Here is a 24498-nt window from a genome sequence, read left to right as displayed (position 1 = left end):
GTGGACGTTTCCATACGGCGGTCTTCGCATTTTATTGCAACTAATGACGCTTTGTCTTAAGCTAAAGATAATGCGCCAAAAAGTTTTAAGAAAATGGCTAACAAAGCGCTCGATTGACTACGTCAATGTGGGCGTGGTTTTGGTGATCTTGGCTGTGGTTGGATACACAATTTATCAGCTCTCCGCCCGCGCCGACACGCCAAATATTCCAACCCCATCTGGCACTAATGTTTTCAGCCATTACTTTTATTACAGCAACGGGCAAAACACAATCACAGACAGATATCTTTCAACGGTTAATGGTAATGTTACCGAATCGACCGCACAATTTCAAAATACTGGTAAAACATCGAGTATCCCTGCTGACAATAATAGTGGGGGTACTTTCTCGGGGCCGATTTACCAATTATCCAATACTAATATCGGAATAATACTGTCGACTACAACGCCAACTTCAATTAAGTATGGTTTGTATTTTCTTGACTCTAATGGTCAGGCAACCCAGAAAACCAGCAATCTAAGCGACCCATATCAATCTGATTTATCAAACTACATCAACAACCATTCGACTGATGTTATTGACGCATCCCACTTGATACTAATCCACGCGTCAGATAGTGGTTATCAAGATCTTGACCCATATTTTCTTGACCCACGCACCTATAAAACACTTTACCGATATTCAAAAGCAGACACCGCTTATGCATTCATTGGCGTTGTACACATCACAAGTTACACCGCATTAGGAAATGCAGTGTCAGGAGGGAGCCCAGTTAGACGTGACGCTTATGCGTTTTGTTCAAGTTCGGGATGTGTTGCAGCCGCTGGCCCGAATTACTGGAATATTTACGCAACACTTCCTTCATTTGGTGGGATATGGACTGCGCTATCTGGCGATACCCCACTCGTTTGGATGGGCGACTATGGAATAAACGGTGATAATTCGCCAGGATATCAGTTTCTTAGTGGTCATTTGGCAAAGTTTAACATCAAAGCCAGTATCCCTGACATCGCTGATGGACGAGTCACCTTTCATGTCGATGTCCCATCCCAACCTCAATTAGAAGGCGAGGATAATAACGCTACCATTTCCTGGCCAGGGTCCGGTACTGAAGCGATACAATTAAATTATGTTCCGCAAGGACAAACCGTGTTTCTTTACGCCTGCAAAGCCGTTGGGAGTGATAATTTCGAAGGAAAGAAAAGCTTAACCATTACATCAGCCCAAGAAAGCACCACTACAACTGCGGATTTAGATTTCGGCACAATTGCTATGACACAAGCTACCGGGGGATGCCAAATTGATACAAAAAAAGGTTTATTTACATCACAGGGGAATACAATAAATTCTGACGCAGTTAATACGGCTCTCAATAACACTATCGGTAATGCGCTAAAATTAATGGCTAAGTATATTCAAAAAGCGATTATACAAATGGTAGCGCTGATTATCACCTGGGTCACGGAATACGTGCCGATATAGACCGAATTTGAAATTTACAATTTACAATTTGAATTTATTTCGGATTTAGAATTTAGTGCTTAGTGCTTTTTTATTTTGACCGCCCTCGACACGATTAAAAGGAAAATTACAAAGATTAAATAATTGTGTTATCCTTAAATCAGGAGGGGTTTTGTAATGGCAGAAAAAACTGCCAAACCGGCCAGCACCCAGTCTCACCTTCCTCTGGTTGGAGTTGAAAACGGGGTAGTAATTATGCACGATGGATCTTATCGTGCCATAATTTCTGTTGGCTCAACCAACTTTATGTTGAAATCTGAGCAAGAACAAAACGCCCTCATAATGGCCTATCAAAACTTTTTGAACTCTCTTAATTACTCAATTCAGATTGTAATGCAATCACGTTCGTTAGATTTGGAGCCGTACTTAAAACAGCTTGAATCTACTACCGTGGGGCAGAAAAATGAGCTGATTAAAACTCAGACTACCGATTACGTCGCCTATGTGCGCGAGCTAATTACGGTGGCTAACATTATGGATAAAAAATTTTTTGTGGTGATTTCGTATTCGCCGGTGGTGCAGGACAGCAAATCACTTTTTGCCGGATTGTTTAAGAGCAAAGCGCCATCTTACTTAAAAATTAGCGAATCACAATTTAACATTCATCGCGAAGAGTTGATGCAGCGAGCCAACGTGGTTGCCAGCGGCTTGGCATCTTTTGGATTGAAGACTACTGTTTTAGACTCCGATGGTATCATTCGATCGCTTTATAACACTTATAACTTTGACATTGCCGCATCTGAGCGTGTTGAGCAACCAACCGAGTTAACCGAAAATATAATATCAACTGAAAACAAGACAACATGACCGACACGCCAAACCCAATTAAACTAGACAAGCAAGCAGTTGCGGCTCAAAACAATGCCCAGCAAGTCTTTACCGAGGGCATGGCGAGCGTGCTAGATATTATTGCGCCGTCGGTTTTTGTAGTGTCGCCAAACGATATTCAACTGGGCGAACAGTTTGTCAAAACCCTGTTCACCTACACTTACCCGCGTTATTTGGAGACTAACTGGCTGGCTAACATCATTGACTACGATATCCCAATGGACATTTCGATGTTCATTTATCCGCTTGATACCAAAGATGTAATGACCGATCTTAAAAAAGAGTTGGGGCAACTTTCATCGTCCGTCACCATCAAACAGGAAAAAGGGATGGTGCGAGATCCCGAATTAGAAACAGCGGTGGGTGATATCGAAGAGTTGCGCGATGTGTTACAAAAAGGCGAATCTCGCCTATTTCACTACGCGTTATATTTCACTATTTACGCTAAATCACGCGAAGATTTGAAAACCATCACCAGACAGCTGGAATCGGTGCTTGGCGGAATGTTAATTTACACCAAACAGGCGCTTTATCAGATGGAGCAGGGTTTTAACGCCTCACTGCCCTTGCACAACGATCAACTAAACATCACCCGCAACCTAGACACCGGTTCGCTTTCCACCACCTTCCCCTTTACCACCGCCACACTGACCAGCAACGAAGGCATTTTGTATGGCGTTAACCGTCACAATAATTCGTTAATTTTATTTGATCGGTTTAAGTTGGAAAACGCCAACTCGGTGGTCTTTGCCAAGGCGGGCGCCGGAAAATCATACGTGGTCAAGTTAGAGGTGCTGCGCAGCCTAATGCTAGGCACCGACATCATTATTGTTGATCCGGAAAACGAGTACAAAGCACTGTGTGATGCAGTAGGAGGCAGTTATCTTGAGGTTAGCCTGAATTCCGAAAAACGCATTAACCCGTTTGATTTACCGCACGCCGACAACGATCAAACCGGTGACGATGTTTTACGTTCGACTATCACCGATTTACACGGTCTAATTTCACTGATGACTGGCGGCTTAACTCCCGAGGAAGATTCGATTTTGGACAAAGCGCTGTATGAAACCTACGCCATCAAAGATATTACCGTTGATCCAAAAACTCAAACTAACGAGCCGCCGGTAATGTCCGATTTAGTCTCGGTGCTGGCCAACCTTTCGGGCACAGATTCGCTAACCAAGCGCCTCTCCAAATATACTGAGGGCACCTATGCCGGCCTGTTTAATCAACCAACCAACTTTGCTTTGGGTGAGGGCTTTGTGGTGTTTTCCATTCGCGATTTGGAAGAGCAGTTACGACCGGTAGCAATGTATGTGATTTTGAACTACATTTGGACTCAAATTAGACTTAACTTTAAGAAGCGTATTATGGTGGTGGATGAAGCGTGGACCATGATGCAATACGAAGATTCGGCGCGATTTTTGTACGGATTAGCCAAGCGATCGCGTAAATATTTCTTAGGATTAACCATTATCAGCCAAGACGTTGAGGATTTTTTGCAAGGGCAATATGGTAAGGCGGTGGTTTCCAACTCGTCATTACAGATTTTGCTCAAACAATCCACCTCATCAATCGAAAAAATCAGTCAAATATTTGGCTTAACCGACGGTGAGAAAATGCTGCTATTAGAATCAGACATTGGTGAAGGGCTGTTCTTTGCCGGTCAAGAACACGTGGCCATTAAGATTATCGCCAGTTATAACGAGCACCAAATTATCACCACCAACCCACAAGAAATTATGGATCAACAGAAAGTACAAGAATAATTTTAAATTTTAAAGGCTAAATTTTAAATGAATAAGTACCGAATGATTAAATTTTAAAAATGGTTCCTTATTTAGTCATTTAAAAATTGGCTACCTTTCATTTAAAATTAAAAATTAAAAATTGTTTGGATGTTTATATGCCTGACGAGACTGAAAATCAACAACCTGCACCAAAGAAATCCGGACGCAAAATTCTGATGATTATTTTAGGCGTGGCCGCCATTGCTATCCCGTTGATCATGTTTGGCGTGATCTTTGCTGTTTTTTACAACCCCAGCGGCACGTGGAATAAACCAACCGGCAATTCAACTGTCGCCGGCGGAACAGTCAACGTTGGCCCGGATTGCAACGCCGTCACGCTAAAAGAGGCAACCACCTATGTTCCTGGCAAAGGCGGCATTGAAGGAGGGGTAAATGATGCTCGCGGCGTAGTAGTACACAAACTTGAAGATTATCTTAATGGCAAATATTCAAGTGCCAAGGAGGGCAATTACGCAGGCTTGGCCGCCAACCTGGAGACATTAAAGGGTAGCACTAATACTTACAAATACGGTACCAAGGCATATATTCCGGATTTAGAGAAAAAAGCCGGTGTTGCCGCAAAATTAAACGGCAAAGGAATTGAGTTTCGGATAGTAGATACCGGAGCATTTAGTGAATTTGGTAACAATCCATTTCACTTTGACATCGCCACCAGCGACTCAAGCTATATTAATTCAACCAATGGCGACCTAGGTGACTTAAACGTTTCTGGTGCTACAATATATGTAGGGAATGGTTGCACCCGAGATAATTTTGCGTCTCCCTTACCATCATTGTCGGGGTCGTAGGAGATGAATGAAAGCACATAAAGCCTTATTAATCGGAATTATCGCCACGCTGGCCGTTTTGGCCGGAGCGCTTTTGTTGTACACTTTTGTCTTAAGTTCACCCAAGCTGATCATTCAATCTAGCCCGGACAACGCCGAGATCACTTTTGATAACGCCGTTATTCACAGCCATTCCATCACTACCACGGTTGGCGATCATTTGGTCAAACTAACCGCCGACGGATACGTAACCTATCAGAAAAAAATCACCTTAACCCGCGCTCAAAAGCTGGTGCTACCCGTGCTAATGAAAAACATCCCCACACCGGTAGTGCTTAGCGCGTCGGTCACCAATTCGCCTAAGTTGCTAGATAAAAGCGACGTCTATTTTGTCGGAAATTTGGGGCACACCCTATACCGCACTCAAACCGTCACCGGCCAGACCGCCGTTAACGTAGTAGCGCTTACTCCAGACAGCCTCACCGATATTTCCAAAGTGCAAATGCGCCCGGACGGAGCGGTAGCGCTAATGAAAAAGGCAGACGGGGTGTATTTATATGATTTTGCCCGCCACGATTTACTAAATCAAACTCTCACTTTATGGGGCACCAATATTGATGATTTTGCGTGGTCGCCAAGCTCCATTCAAGCAGCATACACCTATTACGGCACCAATGGCGAGCAAACTTTAATCTTGTCCGATGTCCAAAACGCTAACTTGCGTCGCGTTTACAATTTGACCATCGACAACATCGATCACCCCACTATTACCTGGTCACCGGACGGGCAGCAGATCTTCCTTAAATCAAACAGCACCCAGACCAAAACCAACTATTTGTATGTTTACGATATTTTTGCCCAAAAAATGACCCGTCTAACCACCGAGGGCGATGTTGAAGGGGCAAAATGGAGTCCAAACGGCCAGTACGTCGCTTACGTTGCTCCGGGCACTACTTCCAGCGGGGGAACATCTAACTTGCTGTGGGTGGCCAAATCTGACGGCAGTGGTGTTATACCATTGAACGTAGAACTATCCGGCGTATCCAAAATTGCCTGGGTGAATAGTAGCAAATCGATCATTGCCGTTACTTCAAGCGCAACCGGACAAAAACTGGTCAATGTGACGCTTGACGGCACGGTTACAGATTATCAATACACTAAGCCAAGCGGAATTGATTTTTCTCCCGACAATTTGATTACTATTCCAAACGACGATCGGGTGATGTTTACTGTTGGCAATCAATTAATGTCGATTAGCTTAACCACCCCAACCTACGAGTAAAATATGCCAGACCCAAACTTTGACATAGTAGACGATGAAGTTACTCCCGAAATACCAACGGGCGAGGTTGGCGCTGTCGATGCTGATGATCAGAAAACCCGGTACGACCAAGCCCAGCAAGCCGGCCTTAAACCAATTAACCGCAACCCAACCGGCACTCCCAGTAAAGGCATTAATGACGATGTAAATCCGCGTCAGTCAATTTTTAATCGATTTTTGCATAGCCCGGAAAGTACGGCAGAGGCTTCCTCGGTAGGCAAAGTTGGTAAAACAACTGAAGCATCAGCCAAAGTTGCCAGCCAAGCCAGTAAAGCGGCCGAGCAGACCACCAGAGTAGCCAGCCAAACCGGTAAAGCCGCCGGGCAAGTGGGTAAAGTAGCGGGAAAAGCCGCTACTGAAGCAACAAAAGTCGTAGCTCAGGGAGTTAAGTTAGTCGGGCAAGGAGTGGCGCGAGGGGCGATGGCGCTATTTGCAAATCCGGTATCAGCGATTATTTTTCTGGTTATACTAATAATTATTGCGATCGCAATTGCTATCGCCGTCTCAATAAACGGTGGCAGTAGTCCTAAACAAGCCAGTGCCTCGTCTGAAAAAACCATCACCTTAATGAATGCCGGGGATATAATCTCGCGCCGTCAGTTAGACGCGGCCAGTAAACAAATCATTCTCGATGTAATCAAAAGCGCCCAAAGTGCCGCCACCAACAATCCCCCAACCGGACGGCCAAAACCAGATCAAGCTGCGCTAGACAAGCTAACCGATCTATCCACTCGACTAGCTACCTACTCCAGCAACGACACAGATGTGGATAAAAAATCGTTGATCGCAATGATGGATGATATTAATCAACTAAACATTTGGGGATACGGTGGCGTGCCAGCCAGTGAAATCGGACAAAAAATCGCTAAGTTGGCTCGATATTACGCCTCGGATCCGGAAGGAATTAAAAAATACGCAACTTGCGATGTTAGTGATAAAACCGCTTGTAACTCATTTGCCATTCGCGTGATGCACGAGACCGACGCTGACGATAACCTCACTGGTGTCGCTTACGATCAGTATTTATACGTCAAACAACAAACAGCGTGCTATGAAGTAATTAAGGTTGATTTCTCAAAGTCCGGGTCCGATTTTTACTCACAATTTGCCCAGGGTGATTTACTTTACCGATCTGGCAAAAGCCCCATCAGATACGACTCGCACGGTAAGAAAGTAGGCGGAGGATACGGGCATGTCGGTTTTTACATCGGCAATGGCCAGATCGCTGCCGCTTCAATCGGTAGCCACAATCCCACAGTCTCAAAAAGTTACAGCAAAATACTCGACACTATTGCCAGATTAAAGGTAGCATCATGCAAAAAGTCATAACCTATATTTTAATTTGTTTGACTATGGTGCCATCAATTGCGTTGGCTCAACTTGGCCAGGCGCGTGCCGAGGGTGGTATTGGTGATACTATTGTAACCTCGGGCGAGATAGACACCGGAGATGGGGAAGATGATATCACCCAAGATTTTACTCCTAGTTTATCCGCAAACTACATTGCCAATATTTACAGCAATTTATCGGATATGCAGTCGCGTCGCCCCAACTTTAGCAACAACAATCAGACCTTACCCAAAATTGGGATGTCTCAGTGCGATCAACAGCTGGTACGATCGGGTCAAATTGATCAGCGCGTACTGCAATCACTAAACTACTTGGTTACTCCGGTAAGCAATGGCGGCGCCGGTATGACTTACCTTTATGTGACTTTTGGTAAAAGTTGCGCCGAAGAGAACTCACCGGATTCAATTGGCACCGCTTATCCGGTAATATTTGACGGCGAGACAGCCGATCCAAACAACCCGGGTTATCCGTTACTTAAAACCGCGCCCAGCTCACAACCAAGTGCTAGCGCTAGCCCATCTAACAGCTCGGCCGCCATCAAGATTTACAAGTCGATCTCAGGGGTCATCGCCCCGCTTACCGAAGCCGCGAGCGTAAACACCTCTGCGCAGACTGAACCCAACGGCGTGTCTACGGTGCATAAAAAAGGCCAGGCGGCGGACATTACCGCGGCTGGCTTGGTGATGTGCACCACTAAATCGGGTGGAGTAATGGGGATTGGTGCTAAAATCACTCGGCAAGCGCCGCGGCCGGTCAAAGTGGCGTGGCAAACCGACGCTGGCGTAGCCAATGTGCAAACACCGTTCGGCAACACCTATGACTCAATGTCTACCACTGCCGGGCTAGACCAGTTTTTGGCCGGATTTGAATCGTCTGATGGCACTTTTCAAGCTCAAGCCTTAAAAGGCGCATTTACCATGATGGGATATAACTTGTTGGCAAATCAAATGGGCATTAAACCATCTACGTTTGATCCTAACACCGCCGCACTCGATTATCGCACTCTTGGTTATGCTGCATTAGCCGACCTAATGGATTTACCTAACTCGGCCGTCTTTAATCCTTACATCAACGCTTCCGACACTACCGCTAATCCACTTAACACCAGCCAAAACAACGTCGAAACGTTACTTTCTAACAGTTTACTCAGATCAGTGGAAAAAAATCTGAACTTGTCCGCTGGCAGTTTAAACGGTAATTCTGTAGAAGAAGTAATGACCAATGCCGGCCAGCGCTATCTAGAAAAAAGCTTGGGGCTGCAAAATCAAAGCCTGCGCGGTAGTCTAGATAGCCCGCAAAACGTATTACTATCCATCGGGCAAGCAAAGCTGGAAACCTATTATCACCTACCCACCGGTGCGGGCGATGTGTCTAATTCAGCCAATTCGGCCATCAATACCATCATCAACAATATTACCGGAAAATTAGGTCTAACCGGTTCCAGTTCTAGCTACGCCAGCAGTTTAATCAAAGGCGCCTTGAATATCCCAACGAGCGTGTCGGTAGGCGATTTGACCAATAAAAACAGTTCGTTTTGGAACAGCGCCCAGGGCCAAAAATATAAAGCTAACTTAAGTAATTTTGATCAACAGCTTTTCCCGGATATGTCTAACACCGAGAATAAATCGGTTTTCAGTGATGGTTACATTTCGTACATCGACCAGATTAAAAATACCGACCGCAACGATATGACGTACCGTTTTGTAGTGGGTGATTTAAGCCTGCCCGATTACGAAGCGGCGTTGGGATACGGGTCAATATTAAACCAATACGGCGCATATCAAAGCACCACCACCGCCTATGATCTACCGATGGATCAACCGAGTTATTACACCACGTCTGACGGCACAAACGTGCGTATTGAGTCTAGTATTTTCGGCGGAACCACCCCGGTGCCACCTAGCGCCACTCTGCACAAATATCCGCAAAATCAATTTTTATCCGAGCTGATTAAAGGCAATAAGAATTACTGGGTAGCATTGGGGGTTGATGCCGTGGCCAAGTCGCTGCAAATGAGCTCAGATAAAATCTTCAGCCAGAGCTACAAAGATAATGCGGTGCTATCAAATACCGGAATGGTGTTTGATGCCATTAACGGCAAACGGACGTTTAATTTTTCCGCCGCCAACGCCAGTCTAACCTCAAATCTATCACCAAACCAGTTTTTGAGTGTTGTCGGATCATTTTTGGCACCAACTTCATCATCAAAAAACTACCAGACCGCGGCCACCCAGCGCCAAAACACCATTCGTCAAGTTGCGGAAAGCCAAATGAACTACACTTTCAGCAATATTGCTACCAAAGCAATCGGCGATCAAAACCTAGCTAATCTGTTGTATCAATACGACAGATCTCGGCCGTCAACCAGCGAAACCATTGAGTCGTTCCCGGTCAGCGACGCCAGTGCTTTGACCTACCATCTATCAAACAAAGCGGTTAAAGTTTCGTCTGTTACAGTTACCGATCGCGAAGGGGCACCGCTTTCGCCGTCCAGCTACAGTGTCAGCGCCGATGGCACCACCGTTACTCTACCCAGCAACCAATACAACAACCTGGGTAGCAACACCGTCACCATCAAGTACACCGCCCTTGCCACTAAAGCCTCGAATCCTTCCGAAATTACGCCGAATCTGGTTTATTCGCTACTCAACAACCCGACCGCCTTAAACAGTATCGCTTTGCAATATGGCGCGATGAAGGTTTCAACCGCCCTTAACCTGCCTCCAACCGCCCTTTCGTTTGCCGCCAACTTACTTGGCGCCAACGGTAACAGCGGAGTTGGTGGCGTGGGACAATCCGCTTTAGAGAACATTGCCGGATTATTGACCGGTAGTCTAAATAGTGACAACTGGCAATCGGCGCTAACCCAATCACAAGCGCAACAAATATTCAGATTACAGTCCGTTGATTACACTAAAATCGTGAACAAAGACAGTGGATATCTCACCTCAATCGCGCCTCAACTTGGCTCAACCGATGATTATTACCACATCGACTACGGCTCGACTAAAGATTTATTTGACGGCAAAATCACCTTTGCGGATTATAAAAAACGCATTGGCAATGCTCAATTGCGTTATAATGCCGGATCGGTTTTAGCGTCGCAGTTTGATGTCAAAGTAGCCGGTTATCGTTTAAGCGGACAAGATTTCTACGATTTGATTGATGGTTCGTACTATAACGTCCTAAATCGTATTGGCCAGCGCATCACCGAAAAAAATCACGGTCTGCCGGTGGGTGCATTGGCAACCTCTCTGCTAACCGGAACAGATAACATCAGCCTGTATGCTTTAGGTACTAACGTAGTCGCCTCGGTCTTTCACCTTAACACCATCGATCTATCCCACGCCAATTCGATTGCCGGTGTACAATCCGCCATCGGGCAGTCAACCATCGAACAAGCACTTGGTTTCGGCGCAAGTTCATTTTACGGTAATACCGTGCTAGATGTGGCTAAGAAAACCGGTGCGGAATCGTTTGCCAGCGCGTACGGCATCATTTTACCTAGCACGGTACAAGCGCAACTAAACGCAGTCAGTTTTTCGTACAGCACCAATGCGATGAAATCTCAGCGCGACCAAATTGTTTACAATTATCTAACCTCTACCATCGGCCCAAGCGTTGGCGCGGAAGGTCATTTCTCTGATGTCACCCTAAAACGATTTGATATTATCGACCAATCGTTAGGCATTGAAAGCGGTTCGACCTTGAAGATGATGCAAGGCGGCATATCACCCGATGATTATGTTCAAGCCACCAGCAAGAAAGCCGTTACCGATGGCATTGCGGGTGAGCTGGCTAGCATTTTAGGTATTCCGGATAAATATTCGATTCTCGGCAAAGACGTAATCAGCGCGTTGGCCAACGGTGAGAATATGAAAGCGTTTCAAGATTTAGTCGGCGGCTTTGGTGGCACTTATGTTGACGCGCAAGTCGGTTGGGACAGGGGTACTTTTTCGCACTTGCTGGCCAATATGAACAACGTTACCGAGCTTAAACGGACTCTAATTTATCAAGGCGCTCTCAAACTATCGCAAATCACCGGCATTAGCACCGTTTCGCTCCAGATGATGTTTCGAGGGAACTACACTAACGCTCTAAGCGAAGAAGCGGCTAAGATAGTCAACGTTAACGGGTTTACCAGCGTGGATGCGGCAAACCTATTTAATGGTCACTTTACCATTGGCATGACCTACATCGGCGCCGCCATGATGGCTAACACCGCTGATATGAAAGAGGCTGGCATTACCTACGCCGACATCCGTAATTCGATTATCGGCGATCCGATTGCACAGCAAGATTACATCAACGCCCAACTAGCAACCGCTCACCCTGAGCTAGCGGCCGCCGGTGGCGACATTGCCTTACTTTATATGTCCGATGTAGAATCTCTAAACCGTCAGTTTATGAACAACGCCCGCCAAAATCTATCGTACAAATATATGGATTATCAGGCGCGCAAACTGTTGCCTGATGATGTCGCCAAATTCATTCAGCCCGGATTCGCCAAAGCATTAATTGGCGGGCAATACACCTACGTTGATATCACCGGCAAAACGATCAGCCTAACCGGCGACGCCGCCCGCTGGCGCTACGCCAAAGACTTTATGGTGTCTTACGCGGTAAACAACATCCCAATTCTTAAAGATATGGGCATTCCGGCCGACACGCTGGGGATTTTAACCGACTACGTTACTTCACATTCCGGTGATGACGCTTGGCTCGAGACTCAACTAACCGCCAGAGACGCCGGCGGCCGCACCGGCATCGATAAACTGGGCACCAGCTTTGATCGACTAACCAACAAAGTATTCAACATCGATCTGGCCCCGGGCACCGGCTCAGCGCTGGTTGGATACGCATTCAGTGGCGACACTGCCAAATTGCAAGCCAACTTGTGGACATCGTGGCAAGGTGCCGCTTTTAACTGGGCCGATAAAACGCTAGGGATGCAATCCGGCACCACAATGACCATCTACCAAGGCATCACCCAATACCAAACTGCCCTGGCCACCTATCAAAACGCCTCTATGCAAGCGATGCAAAGCCTGTCAGACGCCAGCACCATGGGCACCGAAGCGTTTAACGAAGCGTTAGATAACGCCAGCAGTAACATGAACTCTGCCTCGCGTCAGTTTAAAACCCAGACATCGATGATTATTGCCGCGGTAGCCAACGTGATCTTCCAAAAACAAATTGGACAAGTTGAATCAGTGCTGGGATTGCAATCCGGCACGCTAATTTACCTAATCCAATATCTAATTCATCCCGATCCAATTAGCTTAGGATTATTTATCTTCTTCAACTTTATCTGGGGAAAAACCACCGTTACCTGCGCCATCGACTACTACCCGCTTTCGGGATCAGCCGACGCCAATCAAGCTAACGCTTCGTTAGCCGCACTCAAAACTGCTCTAAACAGTCAGACTACCGAAACGGCTAACATCACCGCCAGCTCCAGCTTGGATTCACAACTTAAACTACCCAACCAGTTTAGCGGCACCAGCAACGATTCGTATCGCAAAGGGATCAAAGCGGGGGCGCAATACGAAGTACGGCGCGTAATTGGTTCGTTATTGTTAATGAAAGATCGCACCCGCAATACCAACCTTAAACCAAATCAAATTGGCACGTACGATACCAACGACCTAAATTTGTTTGAGACAATTTCGACATCGCTCTACGGCAACCTAACCACCCGTCCAGCCAAAATTGGCCCGGGATGGTTTGATAAAACGACAGATAGAGTTCACCTAGGGTTCTAGGCCAATGCCACAGCCTGTCATTTCGACCCTGCGAGCCTTGTCGAGCTGTTGGAGAAATCTGTATAAAAAAAATCCAATTGGCCAAATTGGATAAATTGGCTTGATTGGAAATTTGGAATTATTTTGTTTTTATAATTATTCTAATAATTCTATTCGGACTGACTCTTTGTGATAATCTGATTTTTAAGGCCGACATACCACCTTGAAGGTCGCTGGCGGCACTGCTAGACGGCACTGTAACGGTCAACACGCCATTTTTATACCGAATGGCTTCAAATCTACCTTCGGCAATTTGGTTAATGCTGTAGCACACTTGGGAGGCAATCGCTTCACTACCCAAATGATGTTGATTCATCCGCTTTAGTAATAGTTCTTTAATGTCATCCATGGCTTGATTCTATCTGATTATTTTTGATAATGAAAACGGGTGCGGTGCATCTTGCACCACACCCGTCATGTCCCCCGTCACGCCCTGAGCAGCCCACCGGCGTCCGAAACGCGATTGCCATTGCCGTACCAGCGGACGCACAGCCCGTCATCGGGGCCCCAGTAGACGAGGAGCGAGAAGCCGCGGCCGCAGGTGTTGCGGCACCTCAGATAAACAACTCTATCCGGCGCCCGCTTGTTCTTGCGAAACCACGCCAGAATAACCACGAGAGTCTCTTCGACACTTAGCAGTCGGCAGTTGTCATCGTCAGGCTGACCTAAGATCGGGTCGACTGGCGATTTTCCTTGTTCCTGCAATCGGAGGACCTCGTCGAAGTCGCGCAGCAGCTCTGGTAGATCACCCCTGATCGGAAGCTGTTGGCCTTCGTGGTCCGCCGACTCAACGCTCCCACCAAACAACGAAATGCCAGCGTTAGCGCAGGCCTGCAGCAGTTCTCGCCGCGTGCGCGGCCAAGGATTACTCCCGCGCAAACACTGCTTAATGGCCGCGAGCATATCAGGATTCTCGATCTTCGTCAGAAGGTCGTCGATCAACCCCCACATTTCGGGGACCTTCGCGAGCTTCTTTACAACCTTGCCGAGCATGTCATCAGACATGGTCAGCCCTGTCTCTTTCTGCCCCACAAGAGGCGGTTAATGGCCCAACGGTTTGGGCCAATCTTAAAGAACCTAGCTGACTAGGTTATACACTTTTTGCCAGTTTTTGTCAACTAAGACGGTTAGGGTCGTTGGGGTAGTTTGGGCGGTTGGTAGACCATCGGCTTTTCCAACACCCCTAACTTCCCAAACCACCCTTACGCCCCTAAGTTTATAATCTTTACTTCTTTCCCCAACTCCCCTAACCCGCTTAGATCAGTGGCGGTGAAGATTATTTGAGCACCAAGCGCCAAATCTAACATCTGGCGGCGGTGTGTTAAGTCAAATTCGGAAAAAACATCATCAAACAACAATGTTGGCACCCTATCAGACTGAGATTTCATATATTCAAACTCAAACAACTTTAGCGCCACTACCGCGGTGCGCATTTGCCCGCGTGAGCCAAACGTCGCCAGCAAATTCTGATCCAGTAAAATTTCCAGATCGTCTCGGTGCGGGCCAACCAACGTGCGTGCACTTTGCATTTCGGCTACCCGGCGATCAATTAAACGCTGATGAAATCGCGAGGTTAGCGCCGCTTCGGTTTCAACCACCGCCCCATGCCTCTCAATCGAACACAAATAATTAACTGATAGCTCGCCGGCACTTTGGCTAATTTGGCGATAGTACTGGTTGATGCCTGCCATCTGATTTACAAATTTTTTACGCGCCAGCACAATCGGAATGGCACACGTTACCAACAACTCATCCCACATTTTAAGCGATTCGGTTGAGGACGTACCTAGCTTAATTTGATGTAGTAGTAAGTTGCGCTGCCGTAGAGCACGCTGATATTCGATCAGTTGGCGCGCATAAACCAAATCGGTCTGGGACAGCACCACATCCATAAAAAGCCGTCTTAAGCTCGGTGAGCCGTTTGCAAGCGCCATACTTTCCGGGGTAAACAGCACCGACGGTTGCACCCCTAAAATTTGCAACATCCGCGCCGGTTTTTGATGCACTTTAAGCTGTTTTTGGATTTTTAGACCATCAACGATAGTAATTTGCACCGGGCCCGAAGAAATTTGGGCAAAAGGCGCTTTGGCCTTGATTAAATCTTTGTCATGAATAGTACGAAACGAACGCGCGGTGGATAAATAATAAATTGCCTCAATGATGTTTGTTTTGCCCACCCCGTTTGGTCCCAAAATTACCGTAGTTTGACCAAAGTCAAAACTAGCGTCAGAGTAGCATCTCCAATTTTTTAGAGTTAAATTTGTTATCATAGTTAAAGGCCTATTAGGGGGATTGGGGACATTGGGGTGATTGGGAGAGCCAACGGTTCCCCCAATGCCCCAAATCTCCCTAAGCCCCCCCCTAACTGCCCCTACTCTGTTTTAAGCGGCATTATTACATATCTAAAGTCTGGTGAACCGACGCCAACCAGCAGGGCGGCAGAGAACTTGCCGGACAGCCCAAACTCTACCTTTTCATCGGTAATCACGCTGACCGCGTCTAGCAGATATTTGATATTAAAATTCGCTTCTACGTCTTCCCCATCCACCTCTACCGCCGCGGTGGTTTCGGTATCACCTAAATTCGAAGCGGTCGATTTAATTGCCAACGTGCCTGCTGTGTTAAATACTAATTTAGCGGTATTGGCCGATTCTTTGGCGAAAATACTGGCCGAACGTAATGTTTGGCGAAACAACTCGGCGCTCACGGTAATAGTGGTGGTTTTTTTGTCAGGAATGATTTTGACGTAGTCGGGATATTTGCCGTCAATTAAACGCGACACAATTTCAACATCGCCAAACGCAAACAGAATCTGATTATCTTTAATGGTAATGCTAACCTTCTCTTGCGTGTAACCGGATAGCACTCGAATTAGCTCGTTAACGCAGCGAATCGGCACAATGACCGCTTTCTCCTCGGCTACCTTTTCGGCCAACTTTAATCTCTTTTCGGCCAGGCGATAACTGTCGGTTGCGGCCAGAATAAGCTGATCCTCACTCCAATTCAGCAATATCCCCGCCAATACCGGACGTGTATCGTCGGTGGCAGCGGCAATGGTTACTTGTTTGAGGGCAGATAGGAATTCGGCGGCGGTAACCGATAAGTCGGACTTTTTATCCACACTTGGGATAACCGGATATTCTTCCGCATCCACACCGCGTAGATTAGCTTTATTACGTTCGCTGGACAGCTTTAGAATCAACTCTGATGTTTCCAAGGTGATGGTGGAATCAAACACCGAGCCAACAAATTCATTAAAGGCGCGACACGGCACAGTGATGGCCCCGTCGGATTCAACCTTGGCCCCAATTTGAGTGGTCAAGCCGATTTCAAGATCGGTAGCCGATAATTTAAGCCGACCGTTATCGGTTTGTAACAAAACGTTTCCTAAAATTGGCAGGCTAACGCGGTTACTAACCACCCGACTAATGGCGTTCATCGCTTTATGTAGGTTTTCTTGTGTAACTACGACCTTCATTTTATCTCCTTTTTGCCTGTTGATAATTATTTAATTACTCTTATTGTTTTCCACAGAGATTTTCCTGATCTTGTTAATACCGCTAACCTGTGCAAAACTACCCAACTTATCCTTTATTTTCCCCAGAGTTTTTAGACGTTTTACCGGTATTATCAAGATTAAAATACCACTTATCCCCGCTATTAACATCCCTTATTATTACTACTAGGTATATTAATTAAATAATATTAATGTCTATACCGAATACAATCTTTCTTTCAAAGTAGCTATTTCTTGTTGAAGTGTATTGTTTTTAAGCAATTCTTTTTCAATCTTATTACAGGCATACATTACCGTAGTATGATCTTTACCACCCATCTCTTTGCCTACGTTTGGTAATGAGATGTTTAGTTCTGATCTAAGTAAGTGCATTGCTACCTGGCGAGGGTGCACCAAGTCTTTGGTGCGACGTTGGCCCAAAATCTGATCAACGGTGATGTTATAAAACGATGCAACCATTTTGATGATTTTGTTGGCGGTTACTTGTTTGGTTTCTTCGTTGTTTAGATATTGCTGTAAGGTGGATTCGATTAAAGCTTCGGTTGGCTCAATGTTGCTTAATCCACAATAAGCTACCAATCGGTTTACTGCTCCCTCGATTTCGCGAATATTCCGCGATATTCTAACCGCCAAATAATTCACGATTTCATCGGTAATCTCAAATCCCTTTTCTTCGCATGCAGATTTAATAATAGCGGTTCTGGTTTCGACATCGGGTAAATTGATATCCACAATCAATCCCATTTCGAAGCGAGATGACAAGCGATCTTCTAATGTGGGAATGGCTTTGGGGATTCGATCAGAAGTGATAATGATCTGACTGTTTTGTTGGTGCAGGGCGTTAAAGGTGTGAAAAAATTCCTCTTGCACCGCTTCTTTGCCGGCAATAAATTGAATATCGTCGATGATAAGAACGTCGACGCCCCGATAAAGGTGCTTAAATTCGTTCGCTTTACCTTTTCTTAATGAATCTACAAAGCTGTTAGTAAACTGTTCCGAAGTGGTATAGACCACCTTCTTATTGCTGTCTTTTTGCAACACACGATGCGCGATAGCTTGGATTAAGTGAGTTTTTCCCAAACCAACGCCACCCCAAATAAATAACGGGTTGTAAGCGTGGCCGGGATTGTCTGCTACTGCTTCGGCGGCGGCGTGTGCCATGCGGTTGCTGTTGCCGACAATGTAGTGGTCAAAGGTGTATTTCGCGTTCAATTGCGGTTTGCTCAACGGTGTTAATGTTGGGTTAACAGGGGTCGCTTTTTTATCCACAGGGTTGTTGATAAGTGGAGAACTATTGATGTGCTTTGGCTGCTCGTCTTTACTAGCCACCATGTATTCAACTTCGGTAACCTGTCCTTTGGTTAGCTTGTTAAGAGTATCAATAATCTGCTGATGAAATTTCTTCCGCAGCCATTCAAGAGAGAAGTTATTGAATACGCCTATCGTGGCCAAGTGATCATCAATTTTATAAATAAACGAGCCCCTAAACCAGGTGGTGTAGTTGCCTTTACTTAAGCTAACCTCAAACTCTCCCAGAGCGGTTTGCCATAATTTTTCGTTGTCGATCATAATCACCTCGCCTTAAAAGTTATCCACAGCATAGCATATTTGGAAGATGGTAAATAGAGCCTCAATCTGTGAGTTTTTGGCTCTTAGATGCATAGTATCTATAGGGGATGGGGGATGGACAGTCTTCCATTACAGTAAGGCCGCCGTTTGCTTTTTTAGCCGAAATGTGATATTTTATCAATCTGATAGCGCAGTACCTGACAACATATACCGCCCATTTGGGGGCAGAAAGGTTACGAAAGTGACCGTGGATGTGCCTTTGGTGATCGGGATCGGGGTTTTGAGTGTGGCCTTCGCGGCGATCTGTGTCATCGCATTCGGCGCTGCTTTGACACTAGGTCGGGGTCGCAAGAAGCGGCTGATGGACGAGCCGATCGACCTTGACTGTGATTGTCTGACTCAGGGGCGTGTCTGTGAGGAGTGCTGGGGACGGATTAGGAGTCTCTTCCCGCCCGAGCAATTCACCCTTCAGTCCTCCTTTGAGACTAGTTGTGTGTCTGGGGAGTACGCGTTGCATGTCTTTGCCAAGCGATCATATCTTAAGGTCGTTGTGGAGTTCAAGCGGGGCGACGCGACCATAGTGTACCTAGACGAAAGCAACGCTGAGTATGCGCCAATGACTCTTGGCGGGGCTCGTATTACCGCTAACTGTCTACGGCTAGCAGCGGAGTGCGGTTGCGACCGCATCGTGGTTTCCAGCTATCTACCGAAGCTCTAGGAGGGCGGTGAGATGCACGCGAGTTTCTGGATTGCGGCGGCGCTGGCTGTTGTATTTCTAGCGTACGTGCACATGAAGATCAGGGCAGCGGTTCGCGACGCGCTTATTCCAGCAGGCGCGGTCCTGGTTCGTCTGAGGCAGGTCAACGACGACCATGTTGATGGCTGGTGGCCGGCAATCAAGGCCGTATTTCCGGAGGATGCCTACCAGGCCATCAACGAACACAACAAAATGCGCATAGTTCGTCTCGACGGAGAACGATGGAGGGTGCGATTCTATCGGGGACCGAAATGGCTTCACTTTGCTGACTGTTCCCCGATCGGGGGCGGCCTCCATGCCGTCGACATTGCGTTCAACGACGTTCTGTTTGTGAAGTACCAGGGCTGCAATGCCATCTTGGTGACGGTGGCAGAGAGTTAGGCTAAGGAATCGGCATGAAGACACAATTCGGCGGCCTTCTACTTGTAGGGGGTCGCCGTTTGCTTTTTTAGCCGAAACGTGATATTTTAAGACAAACAACAGCGGAGCAATGTAATGTTTCTAAATTATAAACACAAGAACGTCAAATCTAAAAAGGATCACGGCTTTTTGGCGCGTATGTCCAATAAAGACGGTCAAAACGTACTACAAAGACGTCGAAACAAAGGTCGCGCTAAGTTAACTGTGTAGGATCTAATAATGGTCAGTCGAAAATATCGATTGCAAAGTAACCGCGATGTGCGTCGGGTACAGCAAAAAGGCAAAAAGCTGTCCGGGCGCAATTTACGTATCCAAATTTTACCAAATCGCTCCGGGCACATTAGATTCACGGTTATCGTGGGCACTAAAACCATCAAGCACGCCACGGATCGTAACAGAGTCAAGCGCCAAATTCGTGCTCAATTTGATCAATTTATCAAAGATAATCCAGCTCTAGCATTCGATTTGTGTGTTTATGTTAGCAACTACGGCGCCGGTGTGGATATTAAGCAAGAGTGCATGGAACTTTTTGGGCAAATCCAAAAAGTTTAAGCACGAAGCACTAAATCCGAAATCCGAAACAAGTACAAAAAATAAAAAAATCCAAAAATTTGAATTTCTGATTTTGAACTTTCGAATTTATTTCGTGCTTCGAGTTTCGAATTTATAACTATATGTTAAAAAAAATATATCTTTTGCCACGGAAAATTGTATTGATGCTGATCGTTATCTATCAGTACACTTTGTCGCCTGACCACAGCTGGGTAAGGGTATTTTATCCCAGTGGCGTTTGTCGGTTTACCCCAACGTGCAGCCAATACACCTATCAGGCAGTGGCAAAATATGGTATTGTTAAGGGCGTACGATTGGGAACGGCCCGAATTTTAAGATGTAACCCTTGGCACGAGGTTGGCCACGATCCAGTTCCATAAAATTTAAGGACAACAATGATCAAATTATTCACCACCATTTTATACACACCAATGTTCAATTTTTTGGTATTTTTGATGGCAATTATGCCGGGACACGAGCTGGGATGGGCTATCATCATTCTTACCTTAATAATCCGCATCGTACTTTTGCCGGTTACAGTTCACACCGCTCGGGTTCAGGTGAGAATGAGATTGCTGCAACCAAAGATAGACGAGCTACGCGCTAAGCACAAAGAAGACAAAGCTCTGCAGTCTCAGGCGTTAATGGCGCTGTATAAAGAAGAGGGCGTTAGCCCGTTCTCAAGTTGTTTGCCGATGATCGTACAGCTGGTAATTTTGGTGGTGTTGTACCAAGTCTTCCGTAACGGTTTAACTACCGCGCATTTTGATCAGCTCTATTCGTTCACCTTGCGCCCGTCAGACGTAAATACTAACTTTTTTGGCATCAATCTAGCTAAACCAGATCTGTACATTTTACCTATCATTGCCGGGCTAACTCAGTACTGGCAAACCAAAGTAACCTTTATCCCGAACAACAATCCAGACGATCCAACAGCGGCGTTTTCGAAACAAATGATTTATTTGGCGCCGTTAATCACCTTAATAATTGCCCGTAGTTTGCCGGCCGCCCTGCCGCTTTACTGGGCGGTGACCAACTTGTTTGGCGTGGCTCAACAGCAATATGTGCTTAAAAAACAGGGTTTGACGCTTCAAGAGCTGCAAAAAGAAGCCACCCGAACTGAAAAGACAATTGATAAAGCCGAAAAAACAACCTCGAGTGCGCCCACTTCATCTGCCCCGGTGAAGGTGGAGAAGAAAAAAGGCGGCGTTACGGTTACGGTGAAGAAAAAATAATCACCTGTCATTCCGGGCAAGACCTTTGAATCTATATAGAAAAATGTCTAATTCCTAAATATCTAAAAGCACCCTGTTAATTGAATAAAAAAATAGCTGGCCCGCTTTTACGGCGAGCCAGTGATGGCGTAAGGCAGGTTGTGCTGATGAATGATCTGCCAAATGCGCTGACTAAGACACTTCGAACCATGGTTAAGCGTGTAGACACGGATTACCAGCGCGCCGCGGCCTCTCTCGGCTTGGCAAATGATGACGCACTCGTCTTCGTCCGCAAGCCAAATGTTACTCCCAGCAAGCGGTGATGATGCTTGCCCATTTCCCCTGCCACGGCTTCCCTTCTCGAAACAGTAACCGCTGTATAACTCCAGCATTTCTGGGAGGTTCCTTAGATGGGCTAGCAGGTTGCCGTAACCCGAGTATTGCGATAGCAGATTCACGTCTCCAATCATCTGCATCGTTATCTCCTCTGAGACAGTGTTGCTCCGAATTGATTTTATGCGCAAAGTCGAAACAAATCAAGCCAGGAAGAAACGGTTACTAAAACAGCAATATCGTGATATAATAACGAAGTCAAATGGAGACGTCGCATCCCTTTGTGGAATCCATCGCAATCCCTTATTTTCCCTTGTCGATCCTGTTAATTGTTTCAAGTTAAATGTTAACTGTTATCTGGAGAGGTCGCATAGTGGCCTAGTGCTCCGGTTTCGCCCTGTCATGCGACAGGGCGCGCTATCGAATGATAGGGCGAAATGCGGTAAAATTATGAAGCCATGTACTATGTTTATTTTTTAATGCAAAACGACAGTCATATTTATACTGGTAGTGCCAGCGATTTAAAAAGACGCGTTGGTCAACATAATCAAGGTGGCGTAACGTCGACAAAATTCAAGCGACCATTAACCTTAATCGGGTACGAGTGCTACGCGCTTAAAACCGATGCACAGAGGCGCGAAAGATTTCTAAAAACGACTGAGGGGAAGCGGTTACTAAAACAGCAATATCGTGATATAATAACGAAGTTAAATGGAGACGTCGCATAGTGGTTGATTGCGCCGCATTCGAAACGCGGTAAGGGTGCAAGCCCTTCAGAGGTTCAAATCCTCTCGTCTCCGCCATATCAGAGGATGGAAAATAGAAGATGGAGGATGGAATTGTCACTTCCCAAAAGCCCCCAATCCCCCCAAATCCCCTAACAATCCTAAATGTGCTAATATGGCTTTATGAAAATTAAATCATTTGGAGTCACAAATGAATGAATATATCTCAGGCGAATCCGAGGTTGGTCAATCAGGCGTAAAGCCAAGAATTAGTGCTGACTTAATTGTTAGTCGAATATGTGATGAAAGATGGTCCCCGGAGGGAATTGCGCAATACAGAGCGGAAACCGAGAAATCAGTTCAGCGGTACAGAGATATTGAACTGAACTTACCAATCACAGACGAACCAATGAAAAGAATTTGTCAGGTGTTGACAAACAACGGTCTTATAACCGTAGAATCTTGTGAGGGTCACGGCGAGGAATTACCAGTAATTTGGTTTGCTTGCGACGATAAACAATTATTAAAGGATATCATCGAAGTAGTTTATAGGCGAACTGTACACAAGAAATTCCCGTGGCTTATTGAAGTTTATAGCGCCAATACATCTATGGATATGCCGATTTACTATATTTTATCTCCATCGCAGGCAAAAGGAATTATTGATCCAAAAGATGATCGCGAAGAATTATTGACGGACCTAGACATTATTGGAGAATCCGTAATGAAGTATTTTCATCAGATTAACTCGGAAGATGAGGCCGGCGTTTCCTAAATGTGCTAATATGGCTTTATGAAAATTGCTTTTGATTTTGATGATGTGCTAACCGACTTTGTGTCTGAGTTTTTGCGCTACTGCAACGAAAACGACGGCACGAGTTTTGTATTATCAGACGTTCTTGAATACGATTTACAGCCGTTGTTCAAGCGCCCTCACGCAGAGATAGTCGATAAGGTATTTAAGTTTTACCAATCGGGCAGTCTTAAGTCATTGCAACCTCAGAACAAAGCGGTCGACGTGGTGGAAAAATTATCAAAAGATCACGAATTAATTGTTATCACTTCCCGTCCAACACAGTTAACCGCTGAGACTACAAGCTGGTTAGACAGCCATTTTCCACAACGATTCTCTAAGATTATTTTGACCCATCATTTTTCTAATGACGGTAACGCACGAGGAGAGAAAAACGATGTTTGTTTACGTGAAAAAGTTGATCTGATAATTGACGATTCGCCGGAATGGGCAGAGAAATGCGCCAATTCCGGGGTGAGGGTGTTGCTGTTTGACAGGCCGTGGAACCATGGCGTTTCAGATCACAAAAACATCATCCGGATCAAACAACTAACAGACGTCCTACAAGTTATCTAGCAAAATGTGCTAACATTACGCTATGAAATCAGAAAAACTTTACCAAAAATATTCTAATGGACGTCATTGGGAAAACCACCCAACCGTGTATGCCGAGACTTTTGCGAAATTTCTCAAAGAGGTTGGCTTTGGCGGATTATTAGTCGATATTGGATGTGGAAATGGGCGCGACGTAGATTGTTTTGTCAAAATGGGATTTCGTTCCATCGGGGTCGACAACAAAACCGATGAGGTTGCCCTGTCGCGTAAAAATTACCCGGAGTTAACGTTTGAAGTTCAAGATGTAGAAAAATTGAAACTTGCTGACAATTCGGTAGATGCGTTTTATATGATTAATGTAATCCACTACGTGGATAAAGAAAAAGCGATCTCGGAGATTGTTAGAGCGCTAAAACCAAACGGCTATTTCTTTGTTCATTTTAATATCGAAATATCTGACAAAACTGGTAAAGTCGATTATTCGTATAAACTAGAAGATGTGGCGGGATTAACTGCAAAATTTAGCCTCATTGATCAAGTTGTATTCGAACGGACTGACTACGTACCTGTTGAGCATAAGCATAAGGTATTAGAGTTGATTATTCAAAAGCCATCATAATTTCACCACCGCTTCAATAATTTCATATTATGATATTATTA

23 protein-coding genes and 1 tRNA gene are annotated in these 24498 nt (G+C 45.7%); 18 read left to right on the top strand and 6 right to left on the bottom strand.

Going from position 1 to position 24498, the window contains the following annotated elements; translation table 11 throughout:
- Positions 1-70 precede the first annotated feature (70 nt).
- The 7 genes from WC773_03660 (at position 71) to WC773_03630 (ending at position 13364) form a co-directional block, all read left to right on the top strand.
- Positions 71-1483 (top strand): hypothetical protein, encoded by a 1413-nt coding sequence (locus WC773_03660; protein MFA6082479.1) that lies wholly within the window; start codon positions 71-73, stop codon positions 1481-1483.
- 156 nt (positions 1484-1639) lie between these two features.
- Positions 1640-2329 carry a TraC family protein gene (locus WC773_03655; protein ID MFA6082478.1) on the top strand — a complete coding sequence of 230 codons (690 nt, stop codon included), beginning with the start codon at positions 1640-1642 and terminating at the stop codon, positions 2327-2329.
- Positions 2326-4119 (top strand): DUF87 domain-containing protein, encoded by a 1794-nt coding sequence (locus WC773_03650; protein ID MFA6082477.1) that lies wholly within the window; start codon positions 2326-2328, stop codon positions 4117-4119. The genes WC773_03655 and WC773_03650 overlap by 4 nt, the downstream gene beginning before the upstream one ends.
- 137 nt (positions 4120-4256) lie before the next feature.
- Positions 4257-4949, top strand: coding sequence for a hypothetical protein (locus WC773_03645; GenBank protein MFA6082476.1), 693 nt, complete (start codon positions 4257-4259; stop codon positions 4947-4949).
- 7 nt (positions 4950-4956) lie between these two features.
- Positions 4957-6210, top strand: a complete 1254-nt coding sequence (locus WC773_03640) for a PEGA domain-containing protein (protein MFA6082475.1) — start codon at positions 4957-4959, stop codon at positions 6208-6210.
- 3 nt (positions 6211-6213) lie between these two features.
- Positions 6214-7578 carry a hypothetical protein gene (locus WC773_03635; GenBank protein ID MFA6082474.1) on the top strand — a complete coding sequence of 455 codons (1365 nt, stop codon included), beginning with the start codon at positions 6214-6216 and terminating at the stop codon, positions 7576-7578.
- Entirely contained in the window at positions 7563-13364 is a 5802-nt protein-coding gene (locus tag WC773_03630) for a hypothetical protein (GenBank protein ID MFA6082473.1), read from the top strand. The genes WC773_03635 and WC773_03630 overlap by 16 nt, the downstream gene beginning before the upstream one ends.
- Positions 13365-13482: 118 nt before the next feature.
- Here the strand turns inward: WC773_03630 and WC773_03625 are convergent, their stop codons facing one another.
- From WC773_03625 to dnaA, 5 genes are all read right to left on the bottom strand, one after another.
- On the bottom strand, positions 13483-13752 hold the full coding sequence (locus WC773_03625) for a hypothetical protein (GenBank protein MFA6082472.1): 270 nt from the start codon (positions 13750-13752) through the stop codon (positions 13483-13485).
- Positions 13753-13829: 77 nt separating this feature from the next.
- Entirely contained in the window at positions 13830-14408 is a 579-nt protein-coding gene (locus WC773_03620; protein ID MFA6082471.1) for a hypothetical protein, read from the bottom strand.
- Between the two features lie 197 nt (positions 14409-14605).
- Positions 14606-15673: a DNA replication/repair protein RecF gene (locus WC773_03615; GenBank protein ID MFA6082470.1), complete on the bottom strand. Its 1068-nt coding sequence runs from the start codon at positions 15671-15673 to the stop codon at positions 14606-14608.
- 101 nt (positions 15674-15774) lie between these two features.
- Positions 15775-16881, bottom strand: coding sequence for a DNA polymerase III subunit beta (gene dnaN, locus WC773_03610; GenBank protein ID MFA6082469.1), 1107 nt, complete (start codon positions 16879-16881; stop codon positions 15775-15777).
- Positions 16882-17115: 234 nt separating this feature from the next.
- Entirely contained in the window at positions 17116-18489 is a 1374-nt protein-coding gene (dnaA, locus tag WC773_03605) for a chromosomal replication initiator protein DnaA (protein MFA6082468.1), read from the bottom strand.
- 493 nt (positions 18490-18982) lie between these two features.
- On the opposite strand from dnaA, the gene WC773_03600 reads away from it, so the two are divergent.
- From WC773_03600 to WC773_03575, 6 genes are all read left to right on the top strand, one after another.
- Positions 18983-19207, top strand: a complete 225-nt coding sequence (locus WC773_03600; protein MFA6082467.1) for a hypothetical protein — start codon at positions 18983-18985, stop codon at positions 19205-19207.
- A gap of 12 nt (positions 19208-19219) precedes the next feature.
- Positions 19220-19627: a hypothetical protein gene (locus WC773_03595; GenBank protein MFA6082466.1), complete on the top strand. Its 408-nt coding sequence runs from the start codon at positions 19220-19222 to the stop codon at positions 19625-19627.
- Between the two features lie 114 nt (positions 19628-19741).
- On the top strand, positions 19742-19876 hold the full coding sequence (gene rpmH / locus WC773_03590; GenBank protein ID MFA6082465.1) for a 50S ribosomal protein L34: 135 nt from the start codon (positions 19742-19744) through the stop codon (positions 19874-19876).
- A gap of 9 nt (positions 19877-19885) precedes the next feature.
- Positions 19886-20218 carry a ribonuclease P protein component gene (rnpA, locus tag WC773_03585; protein ID MFA6082464.1) on the top strand — a complete coding sequence of 111 codons (333 nt, stop codon included), beginning with the start codon at positions 19886-19888 and terminating at the stop codon, positions 20216-20218.
- Positions 20219-20340: 122 nt separating this feature from the next.
- Positions 20341-20598, top strand: a complete 258-nt coding sequence (gene yidD / locus WC773_03580; protein ID MFA6082463.1) for a membrane protein insertion efficiency factor YidD — start codon at positions 20341-20343, stop codon at positions 20596-20598.
- A 15-nt stretch (positions 20599-20613) separates the two neighbouring features.
- Positions 20614-21453 carry a YidC/Oxa1 family membrane protein insertase gene (locus WC773_03575; GenBank protein MFA6082462.1) on the top strand — a complete coding sequence of 280 codons (840 nt, stop codon included), beginning with the start codon at positions 20614-20616 and terminating at the stop codon, positions 21451-21453.
- 107 nt (positions 21454-21560) lie between these two features.
- Here WC773_03575 and WC773_03570 read toward each other — a convergent pair whose 3' ends face one another.
- Entirely contained in the window at positions 21561-21908 is a 348-nt protein-coding gene (locus tag WC773_03570; GenBank protein ID MFA6082461.1) for a hypothetical protein, read from the bottom strand.
- 315 nt (positions 21909-22223) lie between these two features.
- On the opposite strand from WC773_03570, the gene WC773_03565 reads away from it, so the two are divergent.
- From WC773_03565 to WC773_03545, 5 genes are all read left to right on the top strand, one after another.
- On the top strand, positions 22224-22493 hold the full coding sequence (locus WC773_03565; protein MFA6082460.1) for a GIY-YIG nuclease family protein: 270 nt from the start codon (positions 22224-22226) through the stop codon (positions 22491-22493).
- A tRNA-Ser gene (locus tag WC773_03560) sits at positions 22479-22568 on the top strand. Before WC773_03565 ends, WC773_03560 begins: the two co-directional genes overlap by 15 nt.
- Before the next feature lie 133 nt (positions 22569-22701).
- Positions 22702-23265, top strand: coding sequence for a hypothetical protein (locus WC773_03555; protein ID MFA6082459.1), 564 nt, complete (start codon positions 22702-22704; stop codon positions 23263-23265).
- 18 nt (positions 23266-23283) lie between these two features.
- The gene (locus WC773_03550) at positions 23284-23859 is read left to right on the top strand and encodes a hypothetical protein (protein MFA6082458.1); all 576 of its coding nucleotides are present in this window, start codon (positions 23284-23286) and stop codon (positions 23857-23859) included.
- Positions 23860-23881: 22 nt separating this feature from the next.
- Positions 23882-24457, top strand: a complete 576-nt coding sequence (locus tag WC773_03545; protein MFA6082457.1) for a methyltransferase domain-containing protein — start codon at positions 23882-23884, stop codon at positions 24455-24457.
- Positions 24458-24498: the final 41 nt, after the last annotated feature.

The organism is Patescibacteria group bacterium, from assembly GCA_041660565.1.
Taxonomy (GTDB): domain Bacteria; phylum Patescibacteriota; class UBA1384; order CAJBMM01; family CAJBMM01; genus JBAZWC01.
Note: the sequence above shows the minus strand (reverse complement) of the source record. Positions and strands in the feature narration are given on the sequence as shown.

Excerpts from the sequence above, each read along its gene's own strand:
- WC773_03660 (MFA6082479.1), top strand. The coding sequence starts at position 71 with ATGCGCCAAAAAGTTTTAAGAAAATGGCTAACAAAGCGCTCGATTGAC.
- WC773_03655 (MFA6082478.1), top strand. The coding sequence starts at position 1,640 with ATGGCAGAAAAAACTGCCAAACCGGCCAGCACCCAGTCTCACCTTCCT.
- WC773_03650 (MFA6082477.1), top strand. The coding sequence starts at position 2,326 with ATGACCGACACGCCAAACCCAATTAAACTAGACAAGCAAGCAGTTGCG.
- WC773_03645 (MFA6082476.1), top strand. The coding sequence starts at position 4,257 with ATGCCTGACGAGACTGAAAATCAACAACCTGCACCAAAGAAATCCGGA.
- WC773_03640 (MFA6082475.1), top strand. The coding sequence starts at position 4,957 with ATGAAAGCACATAAAGCCTTATTAATCGGAATTATCGCCACGCTGGCC.
- WC773_03635 (MFA6082474.1), top strand. The coding sequence starts at position 6,214 with ATGCCAGACCCAAACTTTGACATAGTAGACGATGAAGTTACTCCCGAA.
- WC773_03630 (MFA6082473.1), top strand. The coding sequence starts at position 7,563 with ATGCAAAAAGTCATAACCTATATTTTAATTTGTTTGACTATGGTGCCA.
- WC773_03625 (MFA6082472.1), bottom strand. The coding sequence starts at position 13,752 with ATGGATGACATTAAAGAACTATTACTAAAGCGGATGAATCAACATCAT.
- WC773_03620 (MFA6082471.1), bottom strand. The coding sequence starts at position 14,408 with ATGTCTGATGACATGCTCGGCAAGGTTGTAAAGAAGCTCGCGAAGGTC.
- WC773_03615 (MFA6082470.1), bottom strand. The coding sequence starts at position 15,673 with ATGATAACAAATTTAACTCTAAAAAATTGGAGATGCTACTCTGACGCT.
- dnaN (MFA6082469.1), bottom strand. The coding sequence starts at position 16,881 with ATGAAGGTCGTAGTTACACAAGAAAACCTACATAAAGCGATGAACGCC.
- dnaA (MFA6082468.1), bottom strand. The coding sequence starts at position 18,489 with ATGATCGACAACGAAAAATTATGGCAAACCGCTCTGGGAGAGTTTGAG.
- WC773_03595 (MFA6082466.1), top strand. The coding sequence starts at position 19,220 with ATGCACGCGAGTTTCTGGATTGCGGCGGCGCTGGCTGTTGTATTTCTA.
- rpmH (MFA6082465.1), top strand. The coding sequence starts at position 19,742 with ATGTTTCTAAATTATAAACACAAGAACGTCAAATCTAAAAAGGATCAC.
- rnpA (MFA6082464.1), top strand. The coding sequence starts at position 19,886 with ATGGTCAGTCGAAAATATCGATTGCAAAGTAACCGCGATGTGCGTCGG.
- yidD (MFA6082463.1), top strand. The coding sequence starts at position 20,341 with ATGTTAAAAAAAATATATCTTTTGCCACGGAAAATTGTATTGATGCTG.
- WC773_03575 (MFA6082462.1), top strand. The coding sequence starts at position 20,614 with ATGATCAAATTATTCACCACCATTTTATACACACCAATGTTCAATTTT.
- WC773_03570 (MFA6082461.1), bottom strand. The coding sequence starts at position 21,908 with ATGCAGATGATTGGAGACGTGAATCTGCTATCGCAATACTCGGGTTAC.
- WC773_03565 (MFA6082460.1), top strand. The coding sequence starts at position 22,224 with ATGTACTATGTTTATTTTTTAATGCAAAACGACAGTCATATTTATACT.
- WC773_03555 (MFA6082459.1), top strand. The coding sequence starts at position 22,702 with ATGAATGAATATATCTCAGGCGAATCCGAGGTTGGTCAATCAGGCGTA.
- WC773_03550 (MFA6082458.1), top strand. The coding sequence starts at position 23,284 with ATGAAAATTGCTTTTGATTTTGATGATGTGCTAACCGACTTTGTGTCT.
- WC773_03545 (MFA6082457.1), top strand. The coding sequence starts at position 23,882 with ATGAAATCAGAAAAACTTTACCAAAAATATTCTAATGGACGTCATTGG.